At 42.9% G+C, this 25,557-nt stretch carries 25 protein-coding genes; 16 read left to right on the top strand and 9 right to left on the bottom strand.

All coding sequences use genetic code 11. The features are described 5' to 3' along the window. The first annotated feature begins 195 nt into the window (after positions 1–195). Complete coding sequence (locus B9Y67_RS09500) at positions 196–792, top strand: DNA-3-methyladenine glycosylase (protein ID WP_085506465.1); 597 nt, start codon at positions 196–198, stop codon at positions 790–792. A 1-nt stretch (position 793) separates the two neighbouring features. Here the strand turns inward: B9Y67_RS09500 and B9Y67_RS09495 are convergent, their stop codons facing one another. Next, positions 794–1,519, bottom strand: coding sequence for a DUF421 domain-containing protein (locus B9Y67_RS09495; RefSeq protein WP_085506464.1), 726 nt, complete (start codon positions 1,517–1,519; stop codon positions 794–796). A 135-nt stretch (positions 1,520–1,654) separates the two neighbouring features. Here B9Y67_RS09495 and B9Y67_RS09490 point away from each other — a divergent pair, with 135 nt between their 5' ends. The 6 genes from B9Y67_RS09490 (at position 1,655) to B9Y67_RS09465 (ending at position 9,790) form a co-directional block, all read left to right on the top strand. Further along, positions 1,655–3,373, top strand: coding sequence for an ABC transporter ATP-binding protein (locus tag B9Y67_RS09490; protein WP_085506463.1), 1,719 nt, complete (start codon positions 1,655–1,657; stop codon positions 3,371–3,373). Positions 3,374–3,502: 129 nt separating this feature from the next. Further along, entirely contained in the window at positions 3,503–5,209 is a 1,707-nt protein-coding gene (locus tag B9Y67_RS09485) for an ABC transporter ATP-binding protein (RefSeq protein ID WP_085506748.1), read from the top strand. 662 nt (positions 5,210–5,871) lie between these two features. Further along, positions 5,872–7,068, top strand: a complete 1,197-nt coding sequence (locus B9Y67_RS09480; RefSeq protein ID WP_085506462.1) for a ParM/StbA family protein — start codon at positions 5,872–5,874, stop codon at positions 7,066–7,068. Between the two features lie 9 nt (positions 7,069–7,077). Continuing rightward, positions 7,078–7,683, top strand: a complete 606-nt coding sequence (locus B9Y67_RS09475; RefSeq protein ID WP_085506461.1) for a hypothetical protein — start codon at positions 7,078–7,080, stop codon at positions 7,681–7,683. 155 nt (positions 7,684–7,838) lie between these two features. After that, the gene (locus tag B9Y67_RS09470) at positions 7,839–8,720 is read left to right on the top strand and encodes a hypothetical protein (RefSeq protein WP_139823766.1); all 882 of its coding nucleotides are present in this window, start codon (positions 7,839–7,841) and stop codon (positions 8,718–8,720) included. A gap of 164 nt (positions 8,721–8,884) precedes the next feature. Then, positions 8,885–9,790, top strand: coding sequence for an NAD(P)/FAD-dependent oxidoreductase (locus B9Y67_RS09465; RefSeq protein WP_085506459.1), 906 nt, complete (start codon positions 8,885–8,887; stop codon positions 9,788–9,790). 70 nt (positions 9,791–9,860) lie between these two features. Here the strand turns inward: B9Y67_RS09465 and B9Y67_RS09460 are convergent, their stop codons facing one another. Further along, the gene (locus tag B9Y67_RS09460) at positions 9,861–10,400 is read right to left on the bottom strand and encodes an HD domain-containing protein (protein ID WP_085506458.1); all 540 of its coding nucleotides are present in this window, start codon (positions 10,398–10,400) and stop codon (positions 9,861–9,863) included. A 102-nt stretch (positions 10,401–10,502) separates the two neighbouring features. On the opposite strand from B9Y67_RS09460, the gene B9Y67_RS09455 reads away from it, so the two are divergent. The 3 genes from B9Y67_RS09455 to B9Y67_RS21140 all read left to right on the top strand — a co-directional run bounded on the left by B9Y67_RS09455 (position 10,503) and on the right by B9Y67_RS21140 (position 11,890). Next, the gene (locus B9Y67_RS09455) at positions 10,503–11,327 is read left to right on the top strand and encodes an aldo/keto reductase (RefSeq protein ID WP_085506457.1); all 825 of its coding nucleotides are present in this window, start codon (positions 10,503–10,505) and stop codon (positions 11,325–11,327) included. A gap of 100 nt (positions 11,328–11,427) precedes the next feature. After that, positions 11,428–11,676, top strand: coding sequence for a hypothetical protein (locus B9Y67_RS09450; RefSeq protein WP_085506456.1), 249 nt, complete (start codon positions 11,428–11,430; stop codon positions 11,674–11,676). Positions 11,677–11,812: 136 nt separating this feature from the next. Beyond that, the gene (locus B9Y67_RS21140; RefSeq protein WP_220387482.1) at positions 11,813–11,890 is read left to right on the top strand and encodes a putative holin-like toxin; all 78 of its coding nucleotides are present in this window, start codon (positions 11,813–11,815) and stop codon (positions 11,888–11,890) included. A 123-nt stretch (positions 11,891–12,013) separates the two neighbouring features. Here the strand turns inward: B9Y67_RS21140 and B9Y67_RS09445 are convergent, their stop codons facing one another. From B9Y67_RS09445 to B9Y67_RS20660, 6 genes are all read right to left on the bottom strand, one after another. Next, positions 12,014–12,298, bottom strand: coding sequence for a hypothetical protein (locus tag B9Y67_RS09445; RefSeq protein WP_085506455.1), 285 nt, complete (start codon positions 12,296–12,298; stop codon positions 12,014–12,016). Positions 12,299–12,438: 140 nt separating this feature from the next. Next, positions 12,439–14,055, bottom strand: coding sequence for a mechanosensitive ion channel (locus tag B9Y67_RS09440; RefSeq protein WP_085506454.1), 1,617 nt, complete (start codon positions 14,053–14,055; stop codon positions 12,439–12,441). Positions 14,056–14,282: 227 nt separating this feature from the next. Further along, positions 14,283–15,626, bottom strand: a complete 1,344-nt coding sequence (locus tag B9Y67_RS09435) for a M20/M25/M40 family metallo-hydrolase (RefSeq protein ID WP_085506453.1) — start codon at positions 15,624–15,626, stop codon at positions 14,283–14,285. A 62-nt stretch (positions 15,627–15,688) separates the two neighbouring features. Beyond that, complete coding sequence (locus B9Y67_RS09430; protein ID WP_085506452.1) at positions 15,689–17,065, bottom strand: M28 family metallopeptidase; 1,377 nt, start codon at positions 17,063–17,065, stop codon at positions 15,689–15,691. A gap of 238 nt (positions 17,066–17,303) precedes the next feature. Beyond that, positions 17,304–18,416, bottom strand: coding sequence for a M14 family zinc carboxypeptidase (locus tag B9Y67_RS09425; protein ID WP_254901762.1), 1,113 nt, complete (start codon positions 18,414–18,416; stop codon positions 17,304–17,306). Positions 18,417–18,608: 192 nt separating this feature from the next. Next, positions 18,609–18,764 carry a hypothetical protein gene (locus B9Y67_RS20660; protein ID WP_176223947.1) on the bottom strand — a complete coding sequence of 52 codons (156 nt, stop codon included), beginning with the start codon at positions 18,762–18,764 and terminating at the stop codon, positions 18,609–18,611. A gap of 197 nt (positions 18,765–18,961) precedes the next feature. Here B9Y67_RS20660 and B9Y67_RS09420 point away from each other — a divergent pair, with 197 nt between their 5' ends. From B9Y67_RS09420 to nagE, 5 genes are all read left to right on the top strand, one after another. Further along, positions 18,962–19,339 (top strand): DUF2512 family protein, encoded by a 378-nt coding sequence (locus tag B9Y67_RS09420; RefSeq protein WP_176223946.1) that lies wholly within the window; start codon positions 18,962–18,964, stop codon positions 19,337–19,339. A 128-nt stretch (positions 19,340–19,467) separates the two neighbouring features. Next, a complete protein-coding gene (locus B9Y67_RS09415) occupies positions 19,468–19,653 on the top strand; it encodes a YjzC family protein (protein ID WP_085506450.1) in 186 nt (61 codons plus the stop codon). Positions 19,654–19,697: 44 nt separating this feature from the next. After that, positions 19,698–20,363 carry an anthranilate synthase component II gene (locus B9Y67_RS09410; RefSeq protein ID WP_369668749.1) on the top strand — a complete coding sequence of 222 codons (666 nt, stop codon included), beginning with the start codon at positions 19,698–19,700 and terminating at the stop codon, positions 20,361–20,363. A gap of 1 nt (position 20,364) precedes the next feature. Then, positions 20,365–22,104, top strand: a complete 1,740-nt coding sequence (gene pabB / locus B9Y67_RS09405) for an aminodeoxychorismate synthase component I (protein WP_085506449.1) — start codon at positions 20,365–20,367, stop codon at positions 22,102–22,104. 191 nt (positions 22,105–22,295) lie between these two features. Further along, positions 22,296–24,230, top strand: coding sequence for an N-acetylglucosamine-specific PTS transporter subunit IIBC (nagE, locus tag B9Y67_RS09400; RefSeq protein ID WP_085506448.1), 1,935 nt, complete (start codon positions 22,296–22,298; stop codon positions 24,228–24,230). A gap of 94 nt (positions 24,231–24,324) precedes the next feature. On the opposite strand, the gene B9Y67_RS09395 is transcribed toward nagE, so the two are convergent. Further along, positions 24,325–24,936 (bottom strand): peroxiredoxin, encoded by a 612-nt coding sequence (locus B9Y67_RS09395; protein ID WP_254901761.1) that lies wholly within the window; start codon positions 24,934–24,936, stop codon positions 24,325–24,327. A gap of 138 nt (positions 24,937–25,074) precedes the next feature. Between B9Y67_RS09395 and B9Y67_RS09385 the strand changes: the two genes are divergently transcribed. Further along, positions 25,075–25,548, top strand: a complete 474-nt coding sequence (locus tag B9Y67_RS09385; RefSeq protein WP_085506446.1) for a DinB family protein — start codon at positions 25,075–25,077, stop codon at positions 25,546–25,548. Positions 25,549–25,557 lie beyond the last annotated feature (9 nt).

Raw genomic sequence — 25,557 nt, 5'->3', positions numbered from 1 at the left:
CATCTATTGTAAATTTAGATAGTAAAAGTATGTACAAAAAACGTGTATTCTATGAATAGGTATTTTTGATAAGAAAAAAGTACGTAATAATAAAAGTTCTCAAACTATCGCGGACGCGGTACAAGGATAAAACAAGGGTAAAATCTTTAAACTGAGTAAAAATCGGGTATGACAAACGGTAGAGGAGGTGTCTGTATGGATTATCAGCCAGTGAATGAGGAGTTTTTTCAACAGCCGACATTAGAGTTGGCCGAATCTTTATTAGGAAAGATATTAGTAAAAGAAACAGAAGCAGGAACAGCATCAGGAATCATCGTAGAAACGGAAGCTTACATAGGTCCTGGAGACAGGGCAGCCCATAGCTATGGGAACCGACGGACCAAACGCACCGACGTAATGTTTGGGCCGCCGGGTAACGTTTATACGTATGTGATGCACACGCATTGTCTGGTCAATGTCGTGAGTGGAGAGGTGCTGGAACCGGAAGCCGTATTAATTCGTGCAGTCGAACCATTGGAAGGGATTGACCTGATGTACCAGCGTCGTGGCGAAAATAAGAAGGAAATCGAACTGACCAATGGTCCTGGTAAGCTGACGAAAGCGTTAGGGATTGTGAAATCCGATTATGGGCTTCCGTTCAACAAACCGCCGTTATATATTGCAGAAGGGAGAGTGCCTGATTCCATATCGACAGGACCCCGTGTCGGTATCGATAACAGCGGGGAAGCCCGGGATTACCCATGGCGTTTTTGGGTGACAGGAAACCGCTTCGTCTCTAAGGCGAAAAAGTAAGTTAATGTTGAAACGGAGGGATATTCTGCTCGACTTCATTCTTCAGAGTAAAGTGCAGCTCCAATTCCCGGTTGAGCGATGCGTAAAAGACTTCCGAAATATCGGTTACCCCATGGTGTGCCAGCTGCCTGCGAATCCAGGAGGATTTCACGCCGAAATGTTTCATCACTTCCTTGGAGATGTCCCCTTCAATAATGATTGGCAGCGCAATTTCTGAGGAGTAAGGAATGATGTTCATATCCTTTCTCGTCACGGTTTGATAGCGGGGTTGCTTTAGCACACTTAACTCACCATTTGCCTCGACAATCGCTGTCTGCACTTCATTGATATCGAATACGTCCTTTTCCCGCAGCATTTGCAGAACATTGTCAATGGAGTAATGGATTTTTTTCAGATTCGCATCTATGAATTTTCCATTCTGGATGACAACCGTTGGCTTAAAGGTGATCCACCGTCCGAACGATCGACTGGATATTTTCAATTTGGCGACAAGCCGCTGCAATACCCCTAACGCTACGATAGCAACAGCGGTAGGAATATGATTGATATTGGGGTCTGCGATATCGGCCCCTACAACAGAACCAAGTGTCAAAATAATTAACAGATCGAATATTGGCAGTTCTCCGATGGCACGCTTTCCCATGAAAATAGCAACGACAAGCATTAATGGAACAATGGTTGATATTCTTCCGACAACAAGCAGCGATTCTTTTATCATATCTAACATCAGGTTTCACTCCTATTTGCAGCTCTTAGCATCTTTTCCAAAAAGGAGGGTTATTAGACCTGCCTAATTAGTACGCTCACTATGATTTTTCCTGTATAATTATAAGAACTTTCAGAACTTATGGGGGAAGCTTGGATGCGAAGAATTTTTACTTATGCTTATACATACAAAACGTCCATGTATATTGGATTATTTCTTATGCTTGTCGAGCTGGTCGTCGAGTTGATTCAACCCTTATTCATGGCGAAAATCATTGACGATGGAATTTTACAGGAAGATTTGACAACCGTGGCGATTTGGGGCGGCATCCTGATCGCTATATCTTTGATTGCCTTTGCAGCCGGTATCATCAATTCCTTTTTCGCTGCGAATGTCAGTCAGGGGGCAGGTTATGATCTGCGTGATGATATGTTCCGGAAAGTCCAGGAATTTACAAGTAAGAACTTTCAGCGTTTTGCCACCCCGACATTAATAACCAGAATGACAAATGATGTCACCCAAATCCAGAACTTGATATTCATGTTTATGCGAATCGCCTTACGAGCCCCGTTATTCATCATCGGAGGGCTGGTGATGGCGTTTACCGTACATAAAGAACTGGCGACCATTCTATTATTGTCTGTGCCAGTAATGCTGTTGTTTTTATTCTGGATTTTGACAAAAGGGGTCACGTATTTCCGGCGTGTTCAGGAGAAGTTAGATAACCTTAATACGATTATCCGTGAAAATCTTGCCGGAATCCGGCTGATTAAGGGCTTTAATCGGGGTGACTATGAAGAATCACGTTTTCAAGGGGCTAACAACTCGTTAATGAACGATAACAAAAAGGCATTGTGGCTGATGGAGTTGGCCATGCCTATGGTCATGCTTGGCATGAACTTGATAATATTAGTCATTCTATGGTTTGGAGCTATCGGTTTGAATGTTGGCACTGCTCAGGCGGGCGAGGTTGTTGCCATTATCAATTATGCTACCCGGATGATGTTCACCTTTTCTGTCTTTACGTTTTTAATCATGGTCTTTTCCCGGGGGAAAGCTTCTGCCAACCGGATTACGGAAATCCTGGATGCTGAAGGAGAAACTATTGATAACCGGGGGGATGGCGCAAACAAAAAAATACAAGGTGCTATAAGGTTCCAAGAGGTTAACTATACCTATCCAGGCATGAAGGTTCCGGCTATAGAAGCGATTACCTTTGAGGCAAAAGCAGGAGAGACAATTGGAATATTAGGGGAAACCGGTTCAGGAAAATCCACCCTTTTACACCTTATTCCACGGCTTCAGGAAGCCAGTGATGGACAAGTGTTCATCGATGGCCTCCCTATCGAACACTATGATGTGAAAGCATTGCGGGAGCAAATCAGCCTCGTACCTCAGGAAATACATCTGTTTTCAGGAACGGTGATGGAAAACATTCAATGGGGAAAGAACGATGCCAGTGAAGAAGAAGTGATCGAAGCAGCGAAGGATGCGCAAATCCATGCTTTTATTTCCACATTGCCGGATGGCTATCAAACAAGATTGGGCCAGAAAGGCGTTACCTTTTCGGGTGGACAAAAGCAGCGATTATCTATAGCAAGGGCTCTCATTCGCAATCCAAATATATTAATGCTGGATGATAGTACAAGCGCTCTGGATGCCCATACAGAATCGCGATTAATGACCTCTTTACGCAAAAAAGACTGTACGGTTTTGATTGTAGCTCAAAAAATAAGTTCGCTAAAAGCTGCTGATAAGATTCTATTGATGCACCAGGGGAAAATAATCGGAAGCGGCGATCATCCCTCCTTGTTACGTAACAATGGTTATTATCAGCAGGTTTACCAGTCCCAGCAGGAAGCGGAGGCGTTATAAGTGGCAGTTAAAGGAAGTCAAAAAACGACAGATAACCTCCGTGGGCCCAGGGCTCACCACCATGGCATTGGCACGCGCCCGCCAAAAGTAGAGAACATCCAGGCCACTGTAAAGAGAGTGTGGACTTATATGAGAAGGGAGAAGCGGTTATTCTGGCTAGTGCTGGTTATTGTCCTGATCAGTTCGCTGTTATCCTTACTCGGCCCATACCTGCTCGGAGTAGCAGTCGACAGAGTGATTGAAGATCCTGAAACGAGTACACTGCTTCAAATGGTGGTACTGTTGGGAACGGTTTATCTATTTCATTCCTTGACGTTATGGCTGCAAAACTATTGGATGATCGGTATATCCCAAAACACTGTATTTACGATGCGCAACCACTTATTCTCGCATCTCCAGCGGCTGCCGATCCTATTTTTCCAGGAAAGACAATTCGGTGAACTGATGAGCCGCCTGACCAATGATATGGAAAATGTAAGCAGAACCCTCAACACGGCAATTATTCAATTTACAACCAGTGTGATCACCATTCTCGGTACGATAGGAATGATGCTATGGCTTAGTCCTTTGCTGACAGTACTTACACTAACAATCGTCCCAGTGATGTATGCGGGTATGAAGTGGATTACCAGACGGACAGGACGCTTCTTTAAAGAACAGCAGAAAGAACTGGGGGAAATGAATGGGTACGTAGAGGAGATGTTTTCCGGGCAGACAATCATCAAAATGTTTTCACAGGAGCAGAAAGTCATCGACACATTTCAAAAGAAGAATGAAGCTTTAAGACATGCGAGTTACTGGGCACAAACCTATACTGGTTTCATTCCGAAGTTAATGAATATGCTGAACAACGTCAGCTTTGCCATCATTGTCGGTGGGGGAGGGATCCTTGCTGTTAATGGGGCTGTATCAATTGGGGTAATTGTCACCTTTACGACCTACTCGAGACAGTTCACCAGGCCCTTAAATGATCTGGCCAATCAATTCAATATGATTCTTTCCGCAGTGGCAGGTGCAGACCGTGTCTTTCAAATTATTGATGAGGCGATAGAGACCAAAGATGAAGGGAATGCCGAATCTATTCGAGAACTACAAGGTAACATTGAGTTTCGATCCGTCTATTTCTCCTATGAAGATGAACAGCCGACATTGAAGAATATCACTTTTGATGCAGCACCAGGGGAGACTGTTGCATTAGTAGGACCTACTGGAGCTGGTAAAACTACGATCATATCGCTACTGTCACGCTTTTACGAGACAAATGAGGGGGAAATATTGATCGATGGGGAAAACATAAAAACAATCACCCGTGACAGTCTTCGCAAACAAATGGGCGTAGTATTGCAGGATTCGACTTTATTCCATACGACAATCAGGGAAAATTTACGATACGGCCGTTTGGATGCCAGTGATGAAGAGGTAGAGCAGGCGGCAAAGGCAGCCAATGCTCATAGCTTCATCAGTCGTCTTCCCGATGGCTATGATACTGTCCTTGATGCCGATGGCAAAGGTATCAGCCACGGTCAGCGCCAACTGTTGTCGATAGCTAGAGCGTTGCTTGCCGATCCATCTTTATTAATATTAGATGAAGCTACAAGCAGCATAGACACTGTGACAGAGATTAAAATCAATGAAGCATTAAGTAAATTGATGAAGGGCCGTACCAGCTTTGTGATCGCACATCGGCTCCATACCATACGCTCCGCGGATTTAATTCTTGTCTTGAAAGATGGAGAAATTATCGAGAAGGGGAACCATGAGGAGTTGCTTAATAATGATGGTTTTTATGCTGATATGATAAAAACTCAGCAAAATGATAGCTTAAACACAGGCTGAAGGCAGGGGATAATAGAGTTCTCCTGCCTTTGTAATTTTTATTTTCAATAGACGTGAATAGTACGGGGCTTCGATCATATTTACAAAATATGTAACTGTCTATTATTCTAATCCTCTTTCCCCCCTCTTTAGGGTGGGGGAGAGAGCTTATTATCCTCATTTTCTTAACCCTATTCCTCTAAATCCCTCCGTTCCTATTCGGTTTCCCCCTTTCCATTCCTCCAATTTTTCTATCTTCTCCACACCTTCCTTATCTATTTAATTCTACCAGGCTCGACCAAATCCGATTATTATTAAATTCCAATCACTTCATTTAAAATAAAACTTCACTATCTTCCATATATTTACCTTCGGTAACACCCTATGTTTACAAAAACGTATACAAGTATACAAAATTGAAAACATGTACACAAAAAGAATGCAAAACGCACGCAATTATGTGTGCATGTATACAAACACGCACACATGTTGATTTAAAGCGATGTGTACAATTTGTCTTACAAGTATACAGTTTTGTGTGCATGTTTGCTTGATTGTATGCAACTTTTTTCTTATTGACGATATTAGCAATCTACTATAACTTTAAAGTAGTTACTGGTTAAATAGGTAGTTTTTGGTATAAGCCTATTAGTAATCTCATAATAGAAAGGAAAGTTGTGAAGATGACAAATTCAAGAATTGCAGCAGTTGATGTTGGAAATGATGCTGTGAAAGCACTATTTGGGAAATTAGATTCTGATCTGTACATACCTAATGTGATTGCGCGTGAGGTAGAAGATCGTCCGGTAATCGGTATTGAAGATTTGGATGATAAAGATCCGCTCGATAATATCCACATTCGCGTCCACTCCCCTGCCCTATCAGAGAATAATGCGATTTACCGTGTCGGAAATCTGGCAACTAAAAGCAGTAACTCTACAGAACTTGATCCAGGAAGCAGTAAAGCGGAAGAGGATCAGACATTGGTCATGCTGTTTGCGGCCTTGGCAATGGATGCTGTAAATGAAAAAACGCCGGAAAAAGGGTTTAAAACGAATAATGGCGTGATTGATGCCAATTACACCTTGGGTACTGGACTTCCTTTAAGAGAAGTAAAAGAAGGAAAAGATGTTGGTTACCGTTCCCAATTGTTGGGCTCTGTGCACCAGGTGGAATTTCTGGTTACACCTAAATATCAGGGGAAAAAAGTAAATATTAAATTTGATGAAGTTAAAGTTTATCCAGAAGGGTTTGCGGCCTATATCAACCTGGTAATGGACAACCACCTGAATATCATCAACAAAGATCTGATAGATAAACAGATTTTGATTCAGGATATTGGTGGACTTTCTACAGATATCGCTGTTATTCGTAACCGTAATGTAGATGACGATAAGGCGCAAGGTTTCAACCTTGGAGTTTCGGAATCTCTTGAGCAAATTCGTGAAGAGATCAGAAGCAAGCATGGTGTAGAACTAGATAGCCGTAGAGATGTGGTCGATATCATCACTCGTAAAAATGACCGCAATCATATCATGGTTAAAGGAAGCAGAACGAGTGTCCATGATATTACTGACCGGATTTTGCTTGAGCTTGCGAAGAAGGAATACCGTTTCCTTCGTAATGTCTGGCAAAAGAATTCACAGTCTGAAATCTGCTACTTTGTCGGTGGCGGAGCTTCCGTGCTTAAAGATTATTTGAAAACATTGAACAACAACCTGGATGGTTTCAATATTGAGTTCTTTGAGGATGAAAAGGAAAGCATCTGGATGATGTCCAATGCCTACTACAAGTTGATTTCTGACTTTATCCGTAAAAATGACAGCCGTAAAGTGGAAGATAAAAAAGGTGAAAAGCAAAAAGCATCTTCATCAAAATAGGGTGATTGTATGAGTAATGCAGGGAAAGGCATTCAGAGGGGACAATCGATTACCTTTCGTGTCCCCTCTGACACGCCTGACCATCTTTTAAAGCAATTAAGTAAATTAAAAGAAACAGAGCGAAGAAACTTTTCCAGTAAAATCGCTCAGTTTGTTTTAGAAGGTGTCAATCAATCTTTTTCGAAAGATAGAGAAACTGTCACGATTCCACTACCAAGACAATTGACGAAGGAACAGCGCAACTGGCTCAAACATGAGCATTCGGAGGCGCTGCTGGGCAGCATTATCCACCACTTGCTTGCTGATCCCGTCCGGGCTACTGCGCTTCTTGCTTCGATGAACAGTAATCAGGTGAATATTGATGAAGCTTTATACTTACAGGAAGAAGTAGCAGCTACAACGGTGCAGGCGGAAGAAATACCTGCCCCGGAACCTGAAGTTCGAAGTGAGGGTCAAGATCAGAAAGACTGGTCTGAAATGGATAAGGCATTAGATGATTTGAATTTTGATGAAATGAAAGATCAGCTAAAAGAACAAAAGGTCGACGGAAATGAGGAAGAAGAAGAGTCGGATGAAGATCTGCTCAGTGGTTTCCTTTCTAAAATGAATAATTAAGAAAAATGGCTTTCAGAAAAGTAGCAGCTTTTCGTGAAAGTCATTTTTATATAAAATTTGGTGAAAGATGAAATAAAAGGAGCAATAAAATAAGTATCCCTCCCTAGATATTTAGTGAGGATGGCTCGTTGTTTTTCCATGTTTTGGCGCATATAATGAAAGAAATAATCGGGGAGGTGGAGGGAATCGAAATACTTTTACCGGCAAACTTCCGTGAAGGGTTAGCTGCTGTCATCCTGGTATTAGGTCTGGTCAGTTCATTTCTGTCTTTTAAGAAGCAATGGAAGGCCCATGCCCTGAAAATTGCGGGAATTTTATTGCTGCTTGGCTTATGCCTTTTCGCCAATAACACATGGAGCTACCTTGCTGGCATATTCATTATTGCAACAGCTGTTACAAGGACCGAGTATTTGCAGAATTTAGCTGCTATAATACGAGGGAATAAAGATTATTTTGATTACAAAAAAGAGTTCGTGTCGAATAAGGAAGTATTCGATCATAAACTTCAGGATATAATCGAATTCAAACACGAAGAACCTGAGAAAAAAGATACGGAGCCAGTGACAGCCAAACCCATGAGTGAATCATTGACCCCGCTGCAGCTTGTTTTGATTGCTGAAGACTTTGCTTTTAAGGAAATAGAAAGGCGTTATAATAAACCCATACAGCGTCATATACGTATTATCTCTCCAGATAAAGAATTAGAATTTGATGGCTTGCTGGAACTGAAAAATAAAAGTATCATTTGCGCTTCAAAAATCATACCTCATGCTTCATTTCCACTAGAACCTCTATACCAATCCGTCCAGCATATACTCCACCAAACTGCTGAATATAAAAAGCTGCTTCCCAGAAATAAAAAACTTCATGTAAGCTATGTGATCGTTAGCACTTTCAACAATGGGGCGAAAGAAAAGCTATTACGAAAGCTGGATGCTAATGTTAACTCCGTTACTTCTGAAATGTTTAAAGTAGAGTTTCTATTGTATTCCTTCGAGGAATTAGGACTCCCATTATTAGATTCAATAAAAAGTTAGCCTCTCATTTGAGAGGTTTTTTACTTAGAAATCCTTCTTTTTTCTTCCTTTTCACTGTGTATTTCCCGGGGAATATGAAGTGAAAAGGAAATTAGATGCATGAGATTTTTTTTAAATGTGACAATAAGAAAAGTATAAATTGGTGCGTGTGAGGAGGGTGAGCATTGAAAAACTATGAGGCGGTAATTGTAGGCGGGGGAATTGCCGGTCTTCAGGCGGCTATTCAACTGGGAAGATACCAGCACCAGTTGCTTGTTATTGATTCTGATCGCGGGCGCTCGAACCTTTGTCGCTGTTATCACAATTTGCTTGGCTGGCCTGAGGGTGTCAGTGGTCAGCATTTAAGGGCTATTGGAAGAAAGCAAGCCGCTGATTTGGGGGTTGAATTCCTGCAGGATACAGTTTCCGATATTAAGCAAGAGCGTGAAAACTTTCATATTATCACCTATGATGATTTAAATATTCGTACCAAAACTGTCTTATTAGCTACAGGAGTAGTTGACCGTATTCCGCCTGTATTTGCAGAGCTTTATCCTTGTTTAGGAGTGAGTGTATTCATTTGCCCGGATTGTGATGGCTATGAAGTTAAAGATAAGCAGACAATGGTGTTGGGGACAGGGAACCCGGGAGCGAATATGGCTTTGACCCTGTCGTACTGGACGGAGGACTTGACGTATATCAATCACGAATTACGTGATGTGGATGAGCAATTGAAAAATGCATTGGAGGAGAAGAAGATCACCTATATCCATCAACCAGTTGCCTGTGTTCTAAAGGAAGGGGAGGCTGTTAAAGGAGTCATCCTGCAAAATGGGGAAAAGGTAGAAGCGTCCTATGCTTTTATAGCGTTTGGGGGGAATAAGGTAAAGTCAGAACTAGCAAAGGGACTTGGTGTAGAATTGCATCAAAACAGTCATATTCTTGTCGACAATCGTACGAAAATGACCAATGTCTCTGGTGTTTGGGCCGCAGGGGATGTGGTCGCTCACTCCGAGCAAGTCGCCATCGCAATGGGAGATGGTCTGCAGGCTGCCATCTGGATGCATAAAATAATTATTGGCCAAACGTAAAACGGACAGCCCATTAAAAGGAGCTGTCCATTTTTAACGTATTTGGTGTACTATTAATCGTTTTGTAATATTAAGAGAATACCCGCAAAACAGCTTCTTCATACGTTCGGAAGAATTCTGGAGCGTCTTTCTTGAGAAGGTCGTCATACATATGGTTGGCTATTGATTCATAATACCATTTTTGAGATTCGTAGCCTGCATTGAAGTTATGCCAAACTTGTGCGCCCTTCGTTTTCATTTCCTCTTCCGTTGATAACAGGTTGTCGAGTTTATCAGCGATTATTAGATATTTTATATCTCTCGATGCTGTTTTTACGGTATCGATTGTATGCTGCTTACGTTCTTGCCAGGACTTCGTTTTATCTTCCGTATGAGCTGCTACAAGGCCTGCTACCTTCTTGCCGAACTCTTTCTCAATATCTGTAATCGTATAATCGGTATCTTCCACTACATCATGTAAGTACCCGGCACAAATCAATTCCTTTGAGCAGCCAGCCTGGTGCAAGGTTTCAGCTACACGTGTAGGATGAACGATATATGGCTTGCCGGTCCCTTTTCTCACTTGGCCTTCGTGGGCTTTTTCTGAGAATAGTTTAGCTTTATCCAGCATGCATGCGATCCCTCCGGTCTACGAAATTAAAAAGCTGTTATATAGGCCTTACCCTATTCTCCTATGATAAACTACAATTATCATAAATAAAGGAGTGTTTTTATGCAGGAAGTAACCTTACATAACGGTCTTACCATGCCCCAGCTTGGATTTGGCGTATGGCAAGTAGAGGATGATGAGGCGGTACCAGCAGTGAAAAAGGCTTTAGAAACTGGTTATCGTTCCATTGATACCGCTGCTATTTATGGAAATGAACGCGGAGTCGGAAAGGCCATCCAGGAAAGTGGTTTACAGCGTGAGGAGCTTTTTATTACTACAAAAGTATGGAATACCGATCAAGGCTATGAAAACACGTTAAAAGCTTTTGATGAGAGTTTAGAAAAACTGGGTCTTGAATACGTAGACTTATACTTGATCCATTGGCCGACACCGGAATTTGATGACTACGTAGAAACCTATAAAGCTTTAGAAAAGTTGTATCACGATGGACGGGCAAAAGCCATCGGGGTATGTAATTTTGATATCGACCATCTGCAGCGTCTTCTGGATGAATGTGAAGTGACGCCTGTATTGAATCAGGTCGAATGCCACCCATACCTTGCTCAAAAAGAAATGAAAGACTTCTGTAAGCAGCATGGGATTTACGTTGAAGCCTGGAGCCCTTTGATGCAAGGCGGGGAAGTGCTGGGGAATAATACAGTTAAGACAATTGCTGAAAAGCATGACAAAACCCCGGCGCAGGTTATCATTCGCTGGCATTTACAAAACGATACAATTGTCATTCCGAAATCAGTGACACCTTCACGAATTGAAGAAAATTTTAATGTGTTTGATTTTGAATTGGATACGTTGGATATGGAGCAAATCGATGCGCTGGACCGTAACGAACGCAAAGGGCCGAAGCCTTCGGAAATGAACGTGCGCTAACCAGTAGTTTATAAGAAAAATATGTGGAAGAAGGCATGATATTGACTATTCAAGGGAACCTATAAGAAGATCCTCAGTATGGAAAGGAGCGTGGCTGCACGTGATATTTGTAGCGGTCGTATTGACGTTAATCGGAACGCTGGGATTTAGCGGTTATGTAAAAAAGTCAAAAACGGTAGCCACCTTATATGTTATTTCCCTCATCAGTATTACGATCTCCTTGATTGGTACATTTATCATCAATGGTGATACAGGAAGCCAGGTAATGACAGTGGCTGGCATTATCAGTATTGGTGCCTTAATCGGAATCATATTAACCAAGCCGGAAAATATAGAGAAGAACGGTTGAAGCCAGCCGTTCTTTTTTTTACGATTAAAAGAGAATCTTGGTTACAAGCCAACTTCTTTAAAAATATTTTTTTTAAGAAAAATTGAATAGGACAAACATATGTTTGGGGATGCTTAACATAAGGAGGCGATAGTTGATGAACACCTTTGAAGTACTGACGTTGATGTTAAGCTTTGGCATGTTTGTAGTCGCTGTCCTGAATTTTGATAAGTAATCCCCTTTACTTGGCACGCTTAACCGGCGTGTTATTTTTTTATTCAGATACTGATTTACACCTTTACGATGCACAAGCTCATTAAAAAAGTCAGCTCCCTATTTTGCAAGAGCTGACCAGCTATTATTCTTCTCTATGTTTTCTCATAGGACCAATCAATTTAGAAATACGATGTATGATGAACATCTGGATGAAAACGAGCAAGGTTAAAATAGCCATGGTCAGGATAACTCCCGCAACCGAGCCTTTTCCCACAAGTCCTATTATCAGACCGAGACTTCCCCCTACGATGACCGAAGGGTAGATCATGCTGTTGGTGATTTGACCTTTCCTTGCGAAATAACGATTTATTATAAAAGCACTAATGATTAAAATTGCTGCAATGAATGCGATGAACAGCTGTAACAAGGTGAATCCTCCTTTGTACAAAGCTTTTCTTTCTTAAACTTTATCAAAGTTCGTATGGTTTGTTAAATGATAGTTGTGTGACAAGCTGTTACCTAAAAAAAGAAAGCGACCTTTTGGCCGCTTTCCCATTTCTTTAATAATTAAAGTTTGTTGTCGGGTCCATTGAATGGATTGTTTGGATCTGTGTCTGGTCGGTTTGGTCTATTCTGCATATCGTTTTCTGTCTGGTCATACTTAGATTTATTTTGATTCTGTACTTCAATTTTCTCTAACTTAGTATCCCATTTATGCAGATACTTAGCTGCCAGCTCGCGTCCACCAAGACCGAAGGAAAGACCGAAGGCGATAGCAAGTCCCCCAAGGATCAGGATGAATGCTGCGTTGACAATACTGTCTGCTACACCAAGCTGATCCAGTGCCATGAATACAGCTAGGGCGAAGATTGTATATTTAGCAATTGCAGAGAGCATGCGGTAACCAGGACCATGCAGGATGTTATGCAATAGTTTTTGAACAAGGTTTCCGACATAGAGACCTACGAATAATATTACGATAGCTGCAAACACGCTAGGCAGATAAGCGATAACGCCAGTTGCAAGATCGACAAGGAATTCCAGCTGAATAATCTGCAGAGCCTCCACAGTGAATAGGACGACAATCAGGATTTGAACGATACGTCCGATAATACGGGAGATGCTGTAACTGCTCTCGTTAGGATCCCAGTTTCCGATTCCCATGTTTCTTGCCATGGAGTTGACGCCAAGGCGCTCTAGTAAGTTGGCTACAATTTGGCCGACCCATTTACCGACCCAAATACCTGCCAAAATAAGAACGATGGCAATCGCGATATTTGGAATCATGGCTAGAACGTTGTTCAGCATGTTGATCGCCGGGTCCGTAATACCTCTGATTTCCAGTTGCTCCAGTGCAGAGATTACAACAGGAATCAAGATCAGGATATAAACAATCGTACCTATGATTCTGGATAAGCTCGTTCCTTCAAGAATTTTGTCGAGCCCCATGCGGTGAGCGGCTCGTTCTGTGCCGATACTCTTAAGGAATTTAGTCAAAATATCCCGTACAAGCTTAGCTACAAACCACCCGATCAGTAGAATGAGAGCCGCTGCAAACAGCTTTGGAATAAAGGCTAAGAAAGATTGGATCATGTTCGTGAACGGTTCAGAAATCCCAGTGATCTGTAATGCAGACAGAACAGCTGGCAGGAAGAGCAGCAATACTAAATAAAAAACAATATTAGCGGCGCTTTGAATGCCACGATTGGAAGAATGCTCATCCTCTGCTAATCCGAATCTCTCCATTTTGTGTCCGAGGTCGAACTTCTCACCAGCTTTAATGACAAGCCAGCTTAGCGCTTTTGCGACTAACCAGGCAACCAATAGAATAAGTGCAGCTTTCAAGATGTTAGGAATGGCTGCGAATAGGGTGGATAACATATCGGAAAGTGGCGCAGCGATGATATCCAGATTTAAAATATTAAAGAAAATGACAAATACAAAAATTAGTACAATCCAGTAGACGACTTTACTGATTATTTTCTCGGAGGTCCATTTTTTATTGTCATTCCTTCTTTCTTTTCCTCCAGAAAATAATTTGTCGTCAAGGTCGGTCTTCTCCAGTCCTTTCTTGACACCTTTTTCAATGGCTTTGGCAATAATCCAGCCAATAAGTAAGACTAACAGTGCAACTATCAGGTTAGGGATTCCTTCCAGGAAACCTGACCATTGAACATTGTTCATTTACTCATCCCCTTTTCAATGAAATTATTTCAAAGGTACTCTACCCTTAATTGCTACCTTTAAACAAACAAGGCTGTCCTTCCCTTAATCGGGAAAACCAGCTCTGTTACTTAATTACTATAGTACTTTTCATTTTTTGTAGATTTTATCTGATAAATATACTAATGATAGGAGTTGGATACTCATTTCTTCACAAAAAAATCCCCTCACAAGGAGGGGAGGTGAAGTTATTTTCTTATCAATTCATATACTGCTGCTCCAACCAGCTCGCCAATCTCCTGCAGCCGTTCTTCGCTGATGTATTCTAGGACATCATCTGGTGTATGGTAATAGGGCTCCAGGTTGGCCGTTTCCGGCTCACGTCGGATGAAGTTTACGGCATCAATACCGCCTTCGTAAAAGGAAACGTGGTCAGAAGCACCGCGCTGGTACAGGGTCAATGGGGAAGGGGTGCCAATTCTTTCTGCTGCTGCTTCTGCACTTTCCGTTACCGTGTTGGCTTGTCCATCAAGCGTGTTCATATAAATGGAAGATGCTTCTTCCCAATTGGTTGCGACCATGTCCAGGTTGAAGTTGCCGATACTCCGGTTGACTTCTTCCTCTGACAGTTCATTTACATAATGCTCTGAACCGACAAGACCAATTTCTTCTGCTCCGAAGAAGGCAAAACGAACTTCTTTATCGATTGGATAGCTTTTCAGTATACGTGCTAATTCCAGCACAACACTGGTTCCTGATGCATTGTCGTTTGCTCCAGGGGCATAAGGGACACTGTCGAAGTGTGCGGTCACATGAACAATCTCAGGATTGTCGACATGCTTTGGACTCTTAGAAGCAATGATGTTTTTCGACGTGGCATCCTCCAGCCGTTCGACAGCAAATGTCACCTCTTTTTCTTCAGCTGCCACATCTTCAAGCAACGCCTGACCACTTTCCATGGTCAACCCTGCTACCGGAACTGGAGATTCATAATCACCGAGTGACATATTGAGGGGAGGCTGTTCTGCTGAGTTATTATAGATCAATACACCAAGAGCACCTGCTTCAACCGCATTTTGTGTTTTTTCAGCAAAGCTGAATTCGCCACGGGAGATGAGGGCAATCTTTCCTTCTGCTTCCTCTGAAAAGTCTTCCGGATAACCCAGGCCGGCATCAAATAACAAGCCCGTGATTCCGTCTGTGTCTGTAAATCCAGATCCGGAAGGAATATTCACTTGAACTTCATTTCCATCCACTGTCTCTAATGTGCCCGACATCCGGTCCGGAATTGCGAATTCCTGCTCTTCGACTTCGTAGCCATAAGAGTTTAATAGATTTTTAATATAGTCAGCAGCCTCTTGTTCTGCTTCTGTACCAGTAACACGAGGTCCGATCTCTTCGCTTAAGTAGGCAATATGCTCGATGCTTCGCTCAGCCTGAAATCGCTTGATGACCTTTTGATCAAAACCACTCTTATATTCCGAAGGAGCTGCATCCGCTGACGGCAATGAAACTGCAGGGGAGTAAGCCAGCCCGCTGGACAGCATGACCGCTGACAGCAAAACTGCTGCTTTCTTTTTGAATTTATTCATACGACGTACCTCCTGTAATTAGGTTTTGGTGAAATTATTACAATGCAAAAATTAGGCTGTGATTAAAGTGGGCGGTCGTCGAAGTCATATTCTACTGGTCCTGGGGCAACATTAGCATTCTCTAAAGCAGGCGTATCCGGTCTGGCGATCTGGTAGACCGCCGCTCCTACAATTTCCCCAACGTCCTGCAGCTTTTCCTTACTGATTTTATCGATCGTATCTTCAGGACCGTGGTACCATGGCTCCAGTGGCGCATGGATGAACAATGCTGCCGGGATTCCACGCTTAAAGAAAGGAACATGGTCACTGCGGCCAAGCTGTCCGTATGGCACAGTTTCTGAAACGCGGGCACCAGCGGCTGATCCGTAATCTGTCACCAAGTTCTTTTCTCCGTCCGGGGTGAACATGATCAATTCTCCGGCATCACGACTACCTACCATATCGAGCTGGAAGTGACCAACGATATTATCTACTTCCTCCTCACTCAAAGAACCAGCATAATGATAGGATCCAACCAGACCTTTTTCTTCTGCGCCATACGTAGCAAATCGGAGCTCGGTATCCGTAGGAGTGTTTGCCATAACCTTTGCTAATTCTAAAACCGCTCCCACACCGGAGGCGTCGTCATTAGCACCTGGACCATTACTCACCGAATCGTGATGGGCTCCGACCATAACTATTTGTCCGTTGTCCTTGTTAGGGTGTGGTGCCTTTTTTGCGATGACATTATGGCTTGTCCCTGTAATATAGCCTGCACCTTCTACGGAAACCGTCGCTATTACATCTTCCGCAGCCAGACGCTCGATCAATTCCAGACCGGCTTCACGTGTAATAGCGACAGCGGGGATATCTTGTCCATCATAGGTGTAACCGAATTGGTTGCCTGTACTTCCTTCACCATTGAACATGATGACCCCTATAGCACCTTTATCAAGCACGTTTTGGATTTTGTTATAAAAAGGTATCTGACCTCGTTCAATCAAAGCGATTTTCCCGTCGACTTCCTCACTGACTTCTTCTTCGGAAGCAAGACCGACATAGGCAAGCGGTGCTTCCACCTCAGCATTTACTGAACCTGTAAATGTATGGACATCTCCATCGAACTCATTACCGTCCACTGAAATAGACGATGTTCCAGGTTCGAACCCCTTATTAAATTCAAAGGGCTGAATTTCTGTTTCGTACCCATAGCTTTCAAATTTTTCTTTAATGTATTGGACACCTTGCCATTCGCCTTCCGTGCCAGCTTCGCGAGGCTGCTGTGCTAACACTTCGATATGCTCGTACATGTTCTCTGAGTCGATTTTCTTGATTACCTTGTTGTCAAAAGCGTGATCCGATTGTTCGTTTGGAGCGTTGTTTCCTGCTTCTGCCGGTAAAATCCCTGAACTTACTGCCAGTCCGGCTGCCAGAATAGCTGTTAATGTTTTACGGTACATAAGTATCCTCCCTTGTATTGATAGATTAATAGACAGTGTCATTATCCTATTTTTTGAATTGTAAGTAAATTTCTTAAATTCCAAATAATGGATGTAGAATGGTGAATCTATTACTTTTATCCTGAAAAAATTGTCGATTAACTAATAATAGTGTAGATATTTATCAAAAAAATAACCCTTATCTACTAGTAAGGGAAAATGGTCACATGACACATAAAAGCTGCCGGCAGCTGCACATTTAATATCCACTTGTTTCATAATCTGTTAAATACCCTGCACTTGGGTAAGCGGGGATGTCATTCCAGCGCTCTGGATCAACATCATAGATTTCTTCGGTAGCAATCCCATACATAAGTGCTTTCAATGCCTGATAGTTTTGTTTCGTCAGATAACCATTAGATTTCTGACCAAGATTTCCTTCTCTAGTATTGCCTTTTGTTTCAAAGAAAATAGCCGGGTTGCTATGGCCATCGTCATTCAGGTTATTATAATTTGTCCCCAGCATCATAGCGGACACGACCCCGCCTCTGATGTCGATGAAATATTTTTCATCTCCACCGCAGACCTGGTATTGGTCAATGTGGGTATAACCATAATCTATCATCGAATCATATACATATGCCTGCATCTGTTTGGTCACAGTATTATACAAACCGTCCTTAATGTCAGGAAGCGTAGGCCCGTCAGGAGCAAGGGAGATCCCTAGTGAAAAGGAAGTAGATTCGTTCGTGCCGTACACAGTTTTAAATCCTTGGTGATGGAGGTCAATTGCAAAATCAGGTTTCAAATCGGTCCAGTATTCGTATACAATCCGTGATTCTTTTGCTTCGAACTTATCTGTGGCCCAGTCACGATTCAAATCCAGATACCTGTCCTCGTTTTCAAGATAGGTTCCGCGAGTATTCAAGATGGAACCATCCGGGTTATACATTGGAATGACATAGATGGTTGCTTCTTCGAGAATGGTTTTGACGTCCGGGGAGCCATTACTGGCGAATGTTTTCAACATTTGTAAAGCGGCTTCTGTCGTTAACTTTTCATCTCCGTGAATTTGAGCCTGTACCCAAATCTTTTTATCTCCGTCTCCTGCCTTAGCTACATAAATGCTGTTCCCCTGTTCAGATTTACCGTAGTCATCCAGTGTAAATACTTCCACATTTCCTTTGCTGGTCGCTTCGATAGTTTCCAGCTTTTTAATCATTTCATCGTATGTAATAATACTGTTGATGTTTGTGTTCCCATCAGTAGAAGGCCCGCCAGGAACTGTATCAGTATTGGCAGAAACGTCAGGTAGCACAGTAAAAGCGAATAACATACCAAACACAGCCATCATTGTAAGCAATCTTTTCAAAAAGAACTCCTCCTCCATGTAAATTAGTAAAATTATAGCAGAAATAAACGCACTGCTAAGAGGATTAGAGTGATTTTTGAAAAATACAACCATGTGTGGAATTCTTTTAACCTACCATCATCACCCAAAAGACCTACCAACATAAAAGAAGCTGCCTTCCTTTCCGGGAAAGCAGCTTTAGCCAAGGGGGAGTTATTGTTCGAAATCATCCGGGTTCTTTTCGCTCTCTTTGTTCTTCTTGGCATCCACTTGCTCGCGCTGTGGATCAATATCTTTTTGATTATCTTTTTCTTTGATTTTTTGTTCTGGAGAGTCCTCATAGCGTCTGTTTTTATTTTGGTCTGTCATTCAAACACCCTCTCTTCTTAGTAGTTGTCTTTGTGTTCTCATTTCACTCTTGCTACTTTTTAAAACTTGATAAGAATTACAAGTAGAAGACAACATCCTCTATGAGTTTACATTATTTTAACGTTTTGTCAGATTATGTTTTTATCAGATAAAAACAGGAAATATTTCCTTTGAGAGCTAGGGTGAGGAGGTCGATGATGGAACACCTTAAAGCTATTGGAATCAAAAGTGTAATGACCTTTGCTGCTGTGTTTTTTATCCTTGGTTTAGGTTGGCAGTTGACATTAGGGCAAGTTATGATCTTGACTCTTACCATCGCGGCGCTTTCCTATCCATTAGGTGATCTGAAAGTATTCCCTAAAGCAGGTAATAAGGTAGCAACGCTGGTCGATTTTGCAATAGTGTTTGGCGTGATATGGCTGCTCGGAAACCTTTTGGTTAATAATTCAGTATCGCTTATTATTTCCGGGGCAATAGTTGCATTTACCATGGCTGTCGGTGAATATTTTTTTCACAAATATATAGCCAGGATTGTCCTCCATCGTAAATATCCTTTTGAAAACCATAAATACTGAGCACCCCTGTTATCTTCTTATAGCTCATGTCTTGGGATTTAATATTTCACCTGGCGACGTTTACGAATGAAGGGATTCGGTAAAAATACACCTAAATAGTCAGCAGAGCCCTAATGGAGGTGAGCACAATGTCAGAAGAGCGTTATCAAACAGGTGATAAGGCACCGGAGACAGGACAGTACCGGTTTGACAGTCTGGTCGAAGGTTTTTCACAGCAGCAGGAGAATAAGGTGATTCGGGTAGCACAGGATGAACAATTTCCGGGAGCCCCTGAAAGTGGAAAGCCTGCTTATTGGATAAGAGTTGAACAATAAAGAGATTCCCCTGAGACTGAAGTTCTTAGGGGGATTTTTAGTTTGTGGCGATTGTTCCATCGGTTTATAATAAGTGGGGATGCATCCTTCAGAAAGTGGTGGGCAAGATGGTTGTCATCATAGATAATTATGACTCTTTTACATACAATTTGGTTCAATATTTCAGGCAGATGGATGAACAAGTGCTTGTATATCGAAACAACCAGGTGACCGTGAAGGAACTCCAACGCTTAGGTCCGGACTTGATTGTCCTATCTCCCGGACCGGGAAGGCCGGAGGATACACTGGGAAACCAGGTTATTCTGGATACTTTCCATGCCTTAATTCCAATCTTAGGAGTCTGTCTTGGGCATCAGGCAATTGTTACCTACTTTGGAGGAAACGTAGTCAAAGGGGCAAGGCCGGTGCATGGAAAAGTAAGCAAAATCATTCATGATTATCATGGGGCATTTCGTAATCTGCCTTCTCCTTCTTTGGTGACACGCTATCACTCTTTGGTAGCGGAACGAAATACCATGCCAGAAAGCCTGATGGTAACCGCCGAGACAGAAGATGGAGTAGTGATGGGTGTCCGGCATAAGAAATACCCCATTGAGGGGCTGCAATTTCATCCTGAATCCATCCTGTCAGAAACCGGCTTACAAATGCTTGAAAATGTTTATCGTAACGCCAAATGTTGGACAATGAGGTCGATACAGGAAGAGGTGTGATATGGAACCATTCTTACAGTTTGACTTTACTGAAGCAGACAATAATCAGCCGATATGTTTTGCGAACCCTCTCGAGGTGATTGCAGTAAATCACCCGGAAGAAATTCCAGCAGCTTTTCAAAAAATAGAAGATGCCATTCAAGAAGGGTATTATGTAGCGGGGTTTGTCTCTTATGAAGCTGCTCCAGGTTTTGATACAGCGTACCAGGTCCATCATGCAACAGGAGACCTCCCACTCGTCTGGTTTGGCATTTTTGAAAATCCTGTCGAACCTGATTCCCGGACTGAGTCCCTTTCCGAGTATCAGATTTCTGATTGGAAGCTCGATACGACCCAGGAAGAATACCGTCAGGGAATTATGGCTATTAAACAGGCAATTGAAGCAGGAGACACCTATCAGGTCAACTATACAGCAAGGCTGACTTCCCATTTTCAAGGGGAGGATTATTCTTTTTATCAACAACTGAAGGAAAATCAGCAGTCTGACTATGCCGCTTATTTGAATATAGGAAGATACCGGATTTTATCGGCATCTCCCGAACTCTTTTTTCGAGTCAGTAATGGGGTCATTACAACAAAACCAATGAAAGGTACAGCAAAACGGGGAAGAAGCATGGAAGAAGATGAGCAGTTTAAGCATAAACTTTCTACTTCTGAAAAGGACCGGGCAGAGAATCTTATGATCGTTGACCTGCTGCGCAACGATATGGGACGAATCGCAAAGCCGGGAACGGTAAAGGTGCCCAACTTATTCGCTATTGATTCCTATCCGACCGTTCATCAAATGACCTCTACTATTGAGGCGGAATTGGAGCCTGATACTACCATTTTGGATTGGTTCCATGCTCTGTTTCCATGTGGTTCCATTACAGGTGCGCCGAAGATCAGCACGATGAATTATATTTACAAATTGGAAAAATCCCCTCGCCATGTATACTGTGGAGCGATCGGCTACATTACCCCTGATAGAGAGGCGATATTTAATGTTCCTATCAGAACAGTCTTAATAGATAAAGAAGAGGAAACAGCCATTTACGGGGCCGGAGGCGGTGTTACATGGGATTCTACCGTGGACGGGGAGTATGAGGAGCTAATGGCAAAAGCCCGGCTGTTAAAGGAAAAAAGAAAGAAATTTCATCTTTTGGAATCTCTGAAACTGCAGGATGGATCCTATCCTTTGTATCAGCGGCATATGAACCGGCTGATCTCCTCAGCCCGTTATTTTGGCTTTTCCATGGATGCCGAAATCGTGTCGAAAGCTTTGCAAAATGTAGCCGATGATCATCCAGTGGGTGCTTTCAAAGTTCGACTGCTGGTGAGTAAGTCTGGCGAAGTCACAGTGGAAGCTGCTGCCGTCCGTCCGCTGGAAACTGTAGTTTGTTCCCTGGCAAAAGCTCCAGTTGATAAGCAGGATCCTTTTTTATATCATAAAACGACTCATCGTGATGTTTATGATGCGCACACCAAAGCTTCACCCGAAGACATTTTTTCTGTGCTGCTCTGGAATGAAAATGAAGAGATCACAGAATTCACCATTGGTAATGTGGTGATAGAAAAACACGGGAAGCTGTTAACCCCTCCCGTGGAATGTGGGCTTTTAAATGGTACTTTCCGACAAGAGTTATTGGAGCAAGGAGCGGTGATGGAGAGAAAAATTAACAAGCGCGAACTGGATACGGCGGATACTATTTGGCTGATTAATGGGGTCAGAGGCTGGGTGAAAGTAAACTTACAAGACTAGCGTGTTAGTGGATGGCAGGAAAACGAGCCATTCACTTTTATTTTTTGATAAGGCAGGAATTATCTTACATAAGGTTAATTAATATATTATAGTGGAGTACCTACACTTCTGGTCTATACGTCTATATAAGTGGATGTTACAATTCAATTAAGCGGTTTCAAAATTCAATTACATAAAAGGGAGGAAAAGAAATGTTAGCATTTTTGCAACGTATCGGTAAGTCATTGATGTTCCCGATCGCCATGCTTCCGGCAGCCGCATTGCTTGTACGGCTGGGCGCGGATGACATGCTGGCCATCACGTTTGTAGCTGAGGCTGGTAATGGGATCTTAGCTAACCTTCCGCTGATTTTTGCTATTGGTGTTGCCATGGGCTTCGCTAAAGATGGCAGCGGGGGAGCGGCGTTATCGGGGGCAGTAGGTTACCTCGTCCTGACTGGAGGGGTAGAGTCTTTTGGTGATGATTTAAGTATGGGAGTTTTTGGAGGTATTATAGCTGGGATTATTGCAGGTCTTTTATACAATCGTTATTACCAGACTCAGCTTCCTGACTGGCTTTCCTTCTTTGGAGGAAAGCGGTTTGTCCCAATTGTCACGGCTGTCGTTATGGTTATATTATCTGGTGTCTTCGGCTTCTTGTGGCCGCCAATCCAGGCAGCAATCAATGGATTAGGAGAATGGATGCTTGGCGCAGGAGCACTCGGTGTAGGGGCTTACGGTTTCTTCAACCGATTGTTGATTCCAATCGGTCTGCATCACGTTATCAATACGGTCGTATGGTTTGATTTCGGTTCGTATATGCCACCAGGTGCTGATGAAGCGGTCCGTGGTGAAATCAGCAGGTTCCTGGCGGGAGACCCTAGTGCGGGAAGCTTCTTAGCCGGTTTCTTCCCAATCATGATGTTCGGTCTGCCTGCTGCGTGTCTTGCCATGTATGCGGCAGCGAAGAAGCATCGCAGAGCTGCGGTCGGTGGGATGTTGTTCAGTATCGCCGTTACATCATTCCTGACGGGTGTCACGGAACCAATTGAATTTTCTTTCATGTTCCTGTCACCGTTACTTTACGTGGTGCACGCATTATTGACAGCTTTATCCATGATGGTTTCCTTATGGCTGGATATTAGGCATGGATTCGGGTTCTCTGCCGGGTTCATTGATTATTTGCTGAACTTCGGTATTGCACAAAAACCAATCATGCTGTTCGTCCAGGGCTTGGTATTCGCGGCTATTTACTTTGTTGTATTTTACTTCCTGATTGTAAAACTTGATTTGAAAACACCAGGACGGGAAGATGAAGACGAAGAGCTTGCAGAAGAAAATCAGCAGGTCGGTCAGCCTGCCAGCGGTAAAGGAAGAAATTATGATACAAAAGCCTATCATTACCTGACAGCGCTTGGAGGACCGGAAAATATTAAAACATTAGATTATTGCGCCACACGTCTTCGCCTCCAGGTAAATGATATGGAAGCGGTAGATGAAAAAGCACTCAAGCGTCAGGGCGCCAATGGGGTTATGAAGCTTAATAAAACTAACTTGCACGTCATTGTCGGTACGACGGTCGATTTCCTTGCTGATGCCATGCGTAAGCGAATGGACAATAATGACATGCAGGCACCTGGTGGGGAAGAGATTCAGGAAGAAACAACAACTAATGGCGGCGCTGGGTTACCTGCTTTGGATAAAGCGGACATTGTTTCTCCTGCGAAAGGGAAATTAATGGATTTAAGCGATGTTCCTGACCAAGTGTTCGCACAGAAAATGATGGGCGAAGGCTTTGCCATCGACCCTGCAGACGGGTTATTCGTTTCCCCGGTAGATGGAGAGATTAGCAATGTATTCCCGACAAAGCACGCAATCGGAATCAAAGCTGACAGCGGTCATGAAATTTTAGTCCATGTTGGTCTCGATACCGTTAAGCTTCAAGGGGAAGGATTTGAAGTGTTTGTCTCCGAAGGACAGCGCGTTAAAAAAGGTGATAAATTGTTGCAGGCAGATCTTGAGTATCTGAAAGGGAATGTACCATCCACGATTTCTCCAATCGTGTTTACCAATTTAAACGAAGGAGAAAAAGTATCTGTCACACAAGTAAAAGATGTCAGCGCCAATGAACGAAATATTTTACGTTAAATTCAAAAATCCGGGCTTCCCAACGTGGAACCCTGGATTTTTCTTCGTATAGTGAAACCCCTGATGTGAGCATCATCCGGGGTTTCAGTATCTCTCATATTTTACCAATCATATTAGGGTCTCGCTTAATTCCCGGCTGTCCTGGCATCCAATTCGCGGGCACGCCTTCACCTGTTTTTCTGCCATACTGTATGCCCTGGATCAGACGTAGAATTTCTGGCACATTTCTTCCTACCTCAGGCGGGTTGGTGAGCTTTGCTGAAATGATACCATTGGGATCGATGATGGTAGTGGTACGGAGCGCCGCACCGGTTTTTGGATTGAAGGCCCGGTACGCTTTACTGATTTCCTGTGTCCGATCACTGACAAGTGGGAAGGTTACCCTGGAAGCCGATGGCGAGGTTTCGGTGAAAATTTTATGCGCATAGACACTATCGGTACTGATAGCCAGCACTTCCGTATTTAAGTGTTTCAGGTGAGGATAAATGGCAGCGACCGCTGCCAGTTCGGTCGGTCAGACAAAAGTAAAATCACTGGCATAGAAAAAGAGTACGACCCACTTGCCACGGTAGCTTGCTAAATCTACTGATGTAATTTTTTTAGAGACATTATCATAAGCTTCCGCCTGGAAAGAAGGGGCGGTGTCATTCGTATGGGCACAAAATGGAAGATCACACGGATCAAGGTCGTTCACAGAGAAGTCCATAGATTCACCTCTTTTCCTGTGTTTTTAACATCTTATTCATCGTTTCAATTGTTCATGAAAAAAGCAGGGAAGGAAGGTATGGAAAGAGAATAAAAATAAAAGGCACTTTTTCGACGTCATTAGTAGAGGAGAGATCTGATGAATGAACTACAAGTCTTTAATCAATGGAAAATGTGGAGAGGATGGACGTTGGAGTTTCTGAAAGAGCTTCCTGAAGAGAAATGGGATCTCATACCGGAACATTACACCAATAATATCAGGTGGAATGCCGGGCATATTCTCGTTGGCTGGGACCATACGGTGTGTAATCATTTTAAGCTGGAAAGAATGCTGCCCTTACAATATCACCTTCTGTTTCCAAGGGGAAGCAGCCCTTCAGAATGGAAGGATGAACCGCCAAATGCAAGTAAGTTGATGGAACAATTGGAACAGCAGCCCGCTAAACTGATTGAGATTAGTAAGGGTAAGCTGGATACACAGCTGGAGGAACCGTTTTTACATATGACCACCTTAGGTGAAATGTTCCTATTTCACATCTCTCATGAAGCCATGCACTTATCGGTTATCAACAAGATTAACCAATCCACTAAAAAAGCCAGCCCTCTTAAATAGGTGACTGGC

This window comes from Thalassobacillus devorans, assembly GCF_900176565.1.
Classification (GTDB): Bacteria; Bacillota; Bacilli; order Bacillales; family Halobacillaceae; genus Thalassobacillus; species Thalassobacillus devorans_A.
Note: the sequence above shows the minus strand (reverse complement) of the source record. Positions and strands in the feature narration are given on the sequence as shown.

Bases quoted from the DNA above. Each gene is read 5' to 3' on its own strand.
- B9Y67_RS09500 (WP_085506465.1), top strand. From the start codon at position 196: ATGGATTATCAGCCAGTGAATGAGGAGTTTTTTCAACAGCCGACATTA.
- B9Y67_RS09495 (WP_085506464.1), bottom strand. From the start codon at position 1,519: ATGTTAGATATGATAAAAGAATCGCTGCTTGTTGTCGGAAGAATATCA.
- B9Y67_RS09490 (WP_085506463.1), top strand. From the start codon at position 1,655: ATGCGAAGAATTTTTACTTATGCTTATACATACAAAACGTCCATGTAT.
- B9Y67_RS09485 (WP_085506748.1), top strand. From the start codon at position 3,503: ATGAGAAGGGAGAAGCGGTTATTCTGGCTAGTGCTGGTTATTGTCCTG.
- B9Y67_RS09480 (WP_085506462.1), top strand. From the start codon at position 5,872: ATGACAAATTCAAGAATTGCAGCAGTTGATGTTGGAAATGATGCTGTG.
- B9Y67_RS09475 (WP_085506461.1), top strand. From the start codon at position 7,078: ATGAGTAATGCAGGGAAAGGCATTCAGAGGGGACAATCGATTACCTTT.
- B9Y67_RS09470 (WP_139823766.1), top strand. From the start codon at position 7,839: ATGAAAGAAATAATCGGGGAGGTGGAGGGAATCGAAATACTTTTACCG.
- B9Y67_RS09460 (WP_085506458.1), bottom strand. From the start codon at position 10,400: ATGCTGGATAAAGCTAAACTATTCTCAGAAAAAGCCCACGAAGGCCAA.
- B9Y67_RS09455 (WP_085506457.1), top strand. From the start codon at position 10,503: ATGCAGGAAGTAACCTTACATAACGGTCTTACCATGCCCCAGCTTGGA.
- B9Y67_RS21140 (WP_220387482.1), top strand. From the start codon at position 11,813: ATGAACACCTTTGAAGTACTGACGTTGATGTTAAGCTTTGGCATGTTT.
- B9Y67_RS09440 (WP_085506454.1), bottom strand. From the start codon at position 14,055: ATGAACAATGTTCAATGGTCAGGTTTCCTGGAAGGAATCCCTAACCTG.
- B9Y67_RS09435 (WP_085506453.1), bottom strand. From the start codon at position 15,626: ATGAATAAATTCAAAAAGAAAGCAGCAGTTTTGCTGTCAGCGGTCATG.
- B9Y67_RS09430 (WP_085506452.1), bottom strand. From the start codon at position 17,065: ATGTACCGTAAAACATTAACAGCTATTCTGGCAGCCGGACTGGCAGTA.
- B9Y67_RS20660 (WP_176223947.1), bottom strand. From the start codon at position 18,764: ATGACAGACCAAAATAAAAACAGACGCTATGAGGACTCTCCAGAACAA.
- B9Y67_RS09420 (WP_176223946.1), top strand. From the start codon at position 18,962: ATGGAACACCTTAAAGCTATTGGAATCAAAAGTGTAATGACCTTTGCT.
- B9Y67_RS09415 (WP_085506450.1), top strand. From the start codon at position 19,468: ATGTCAGAAGAGCGTTATCAAACAGGTGATAAGGCACCGGAGACAGGA.
- pabB (WP_085506449.1), top strand. From the start codon at position 20,365: ATGGAACCATTCTTACAGTTTGACTTTACTGAAGCAGACAATAATCAG.
- nagE (WP_085506448.1), top strand. From the start codon at position 22,296: ATGTTAGCATTTTTGCAACGTATCGGTAAGTCATTGATGTTCCCGATC.
- B9Y67_RS09385 (WP_085506446.1), top strand. From the start codon at position 25,075: ATGAATGAACTACAAGTCTTTAATCAATGGAAAATGTGGAGAGGATGG.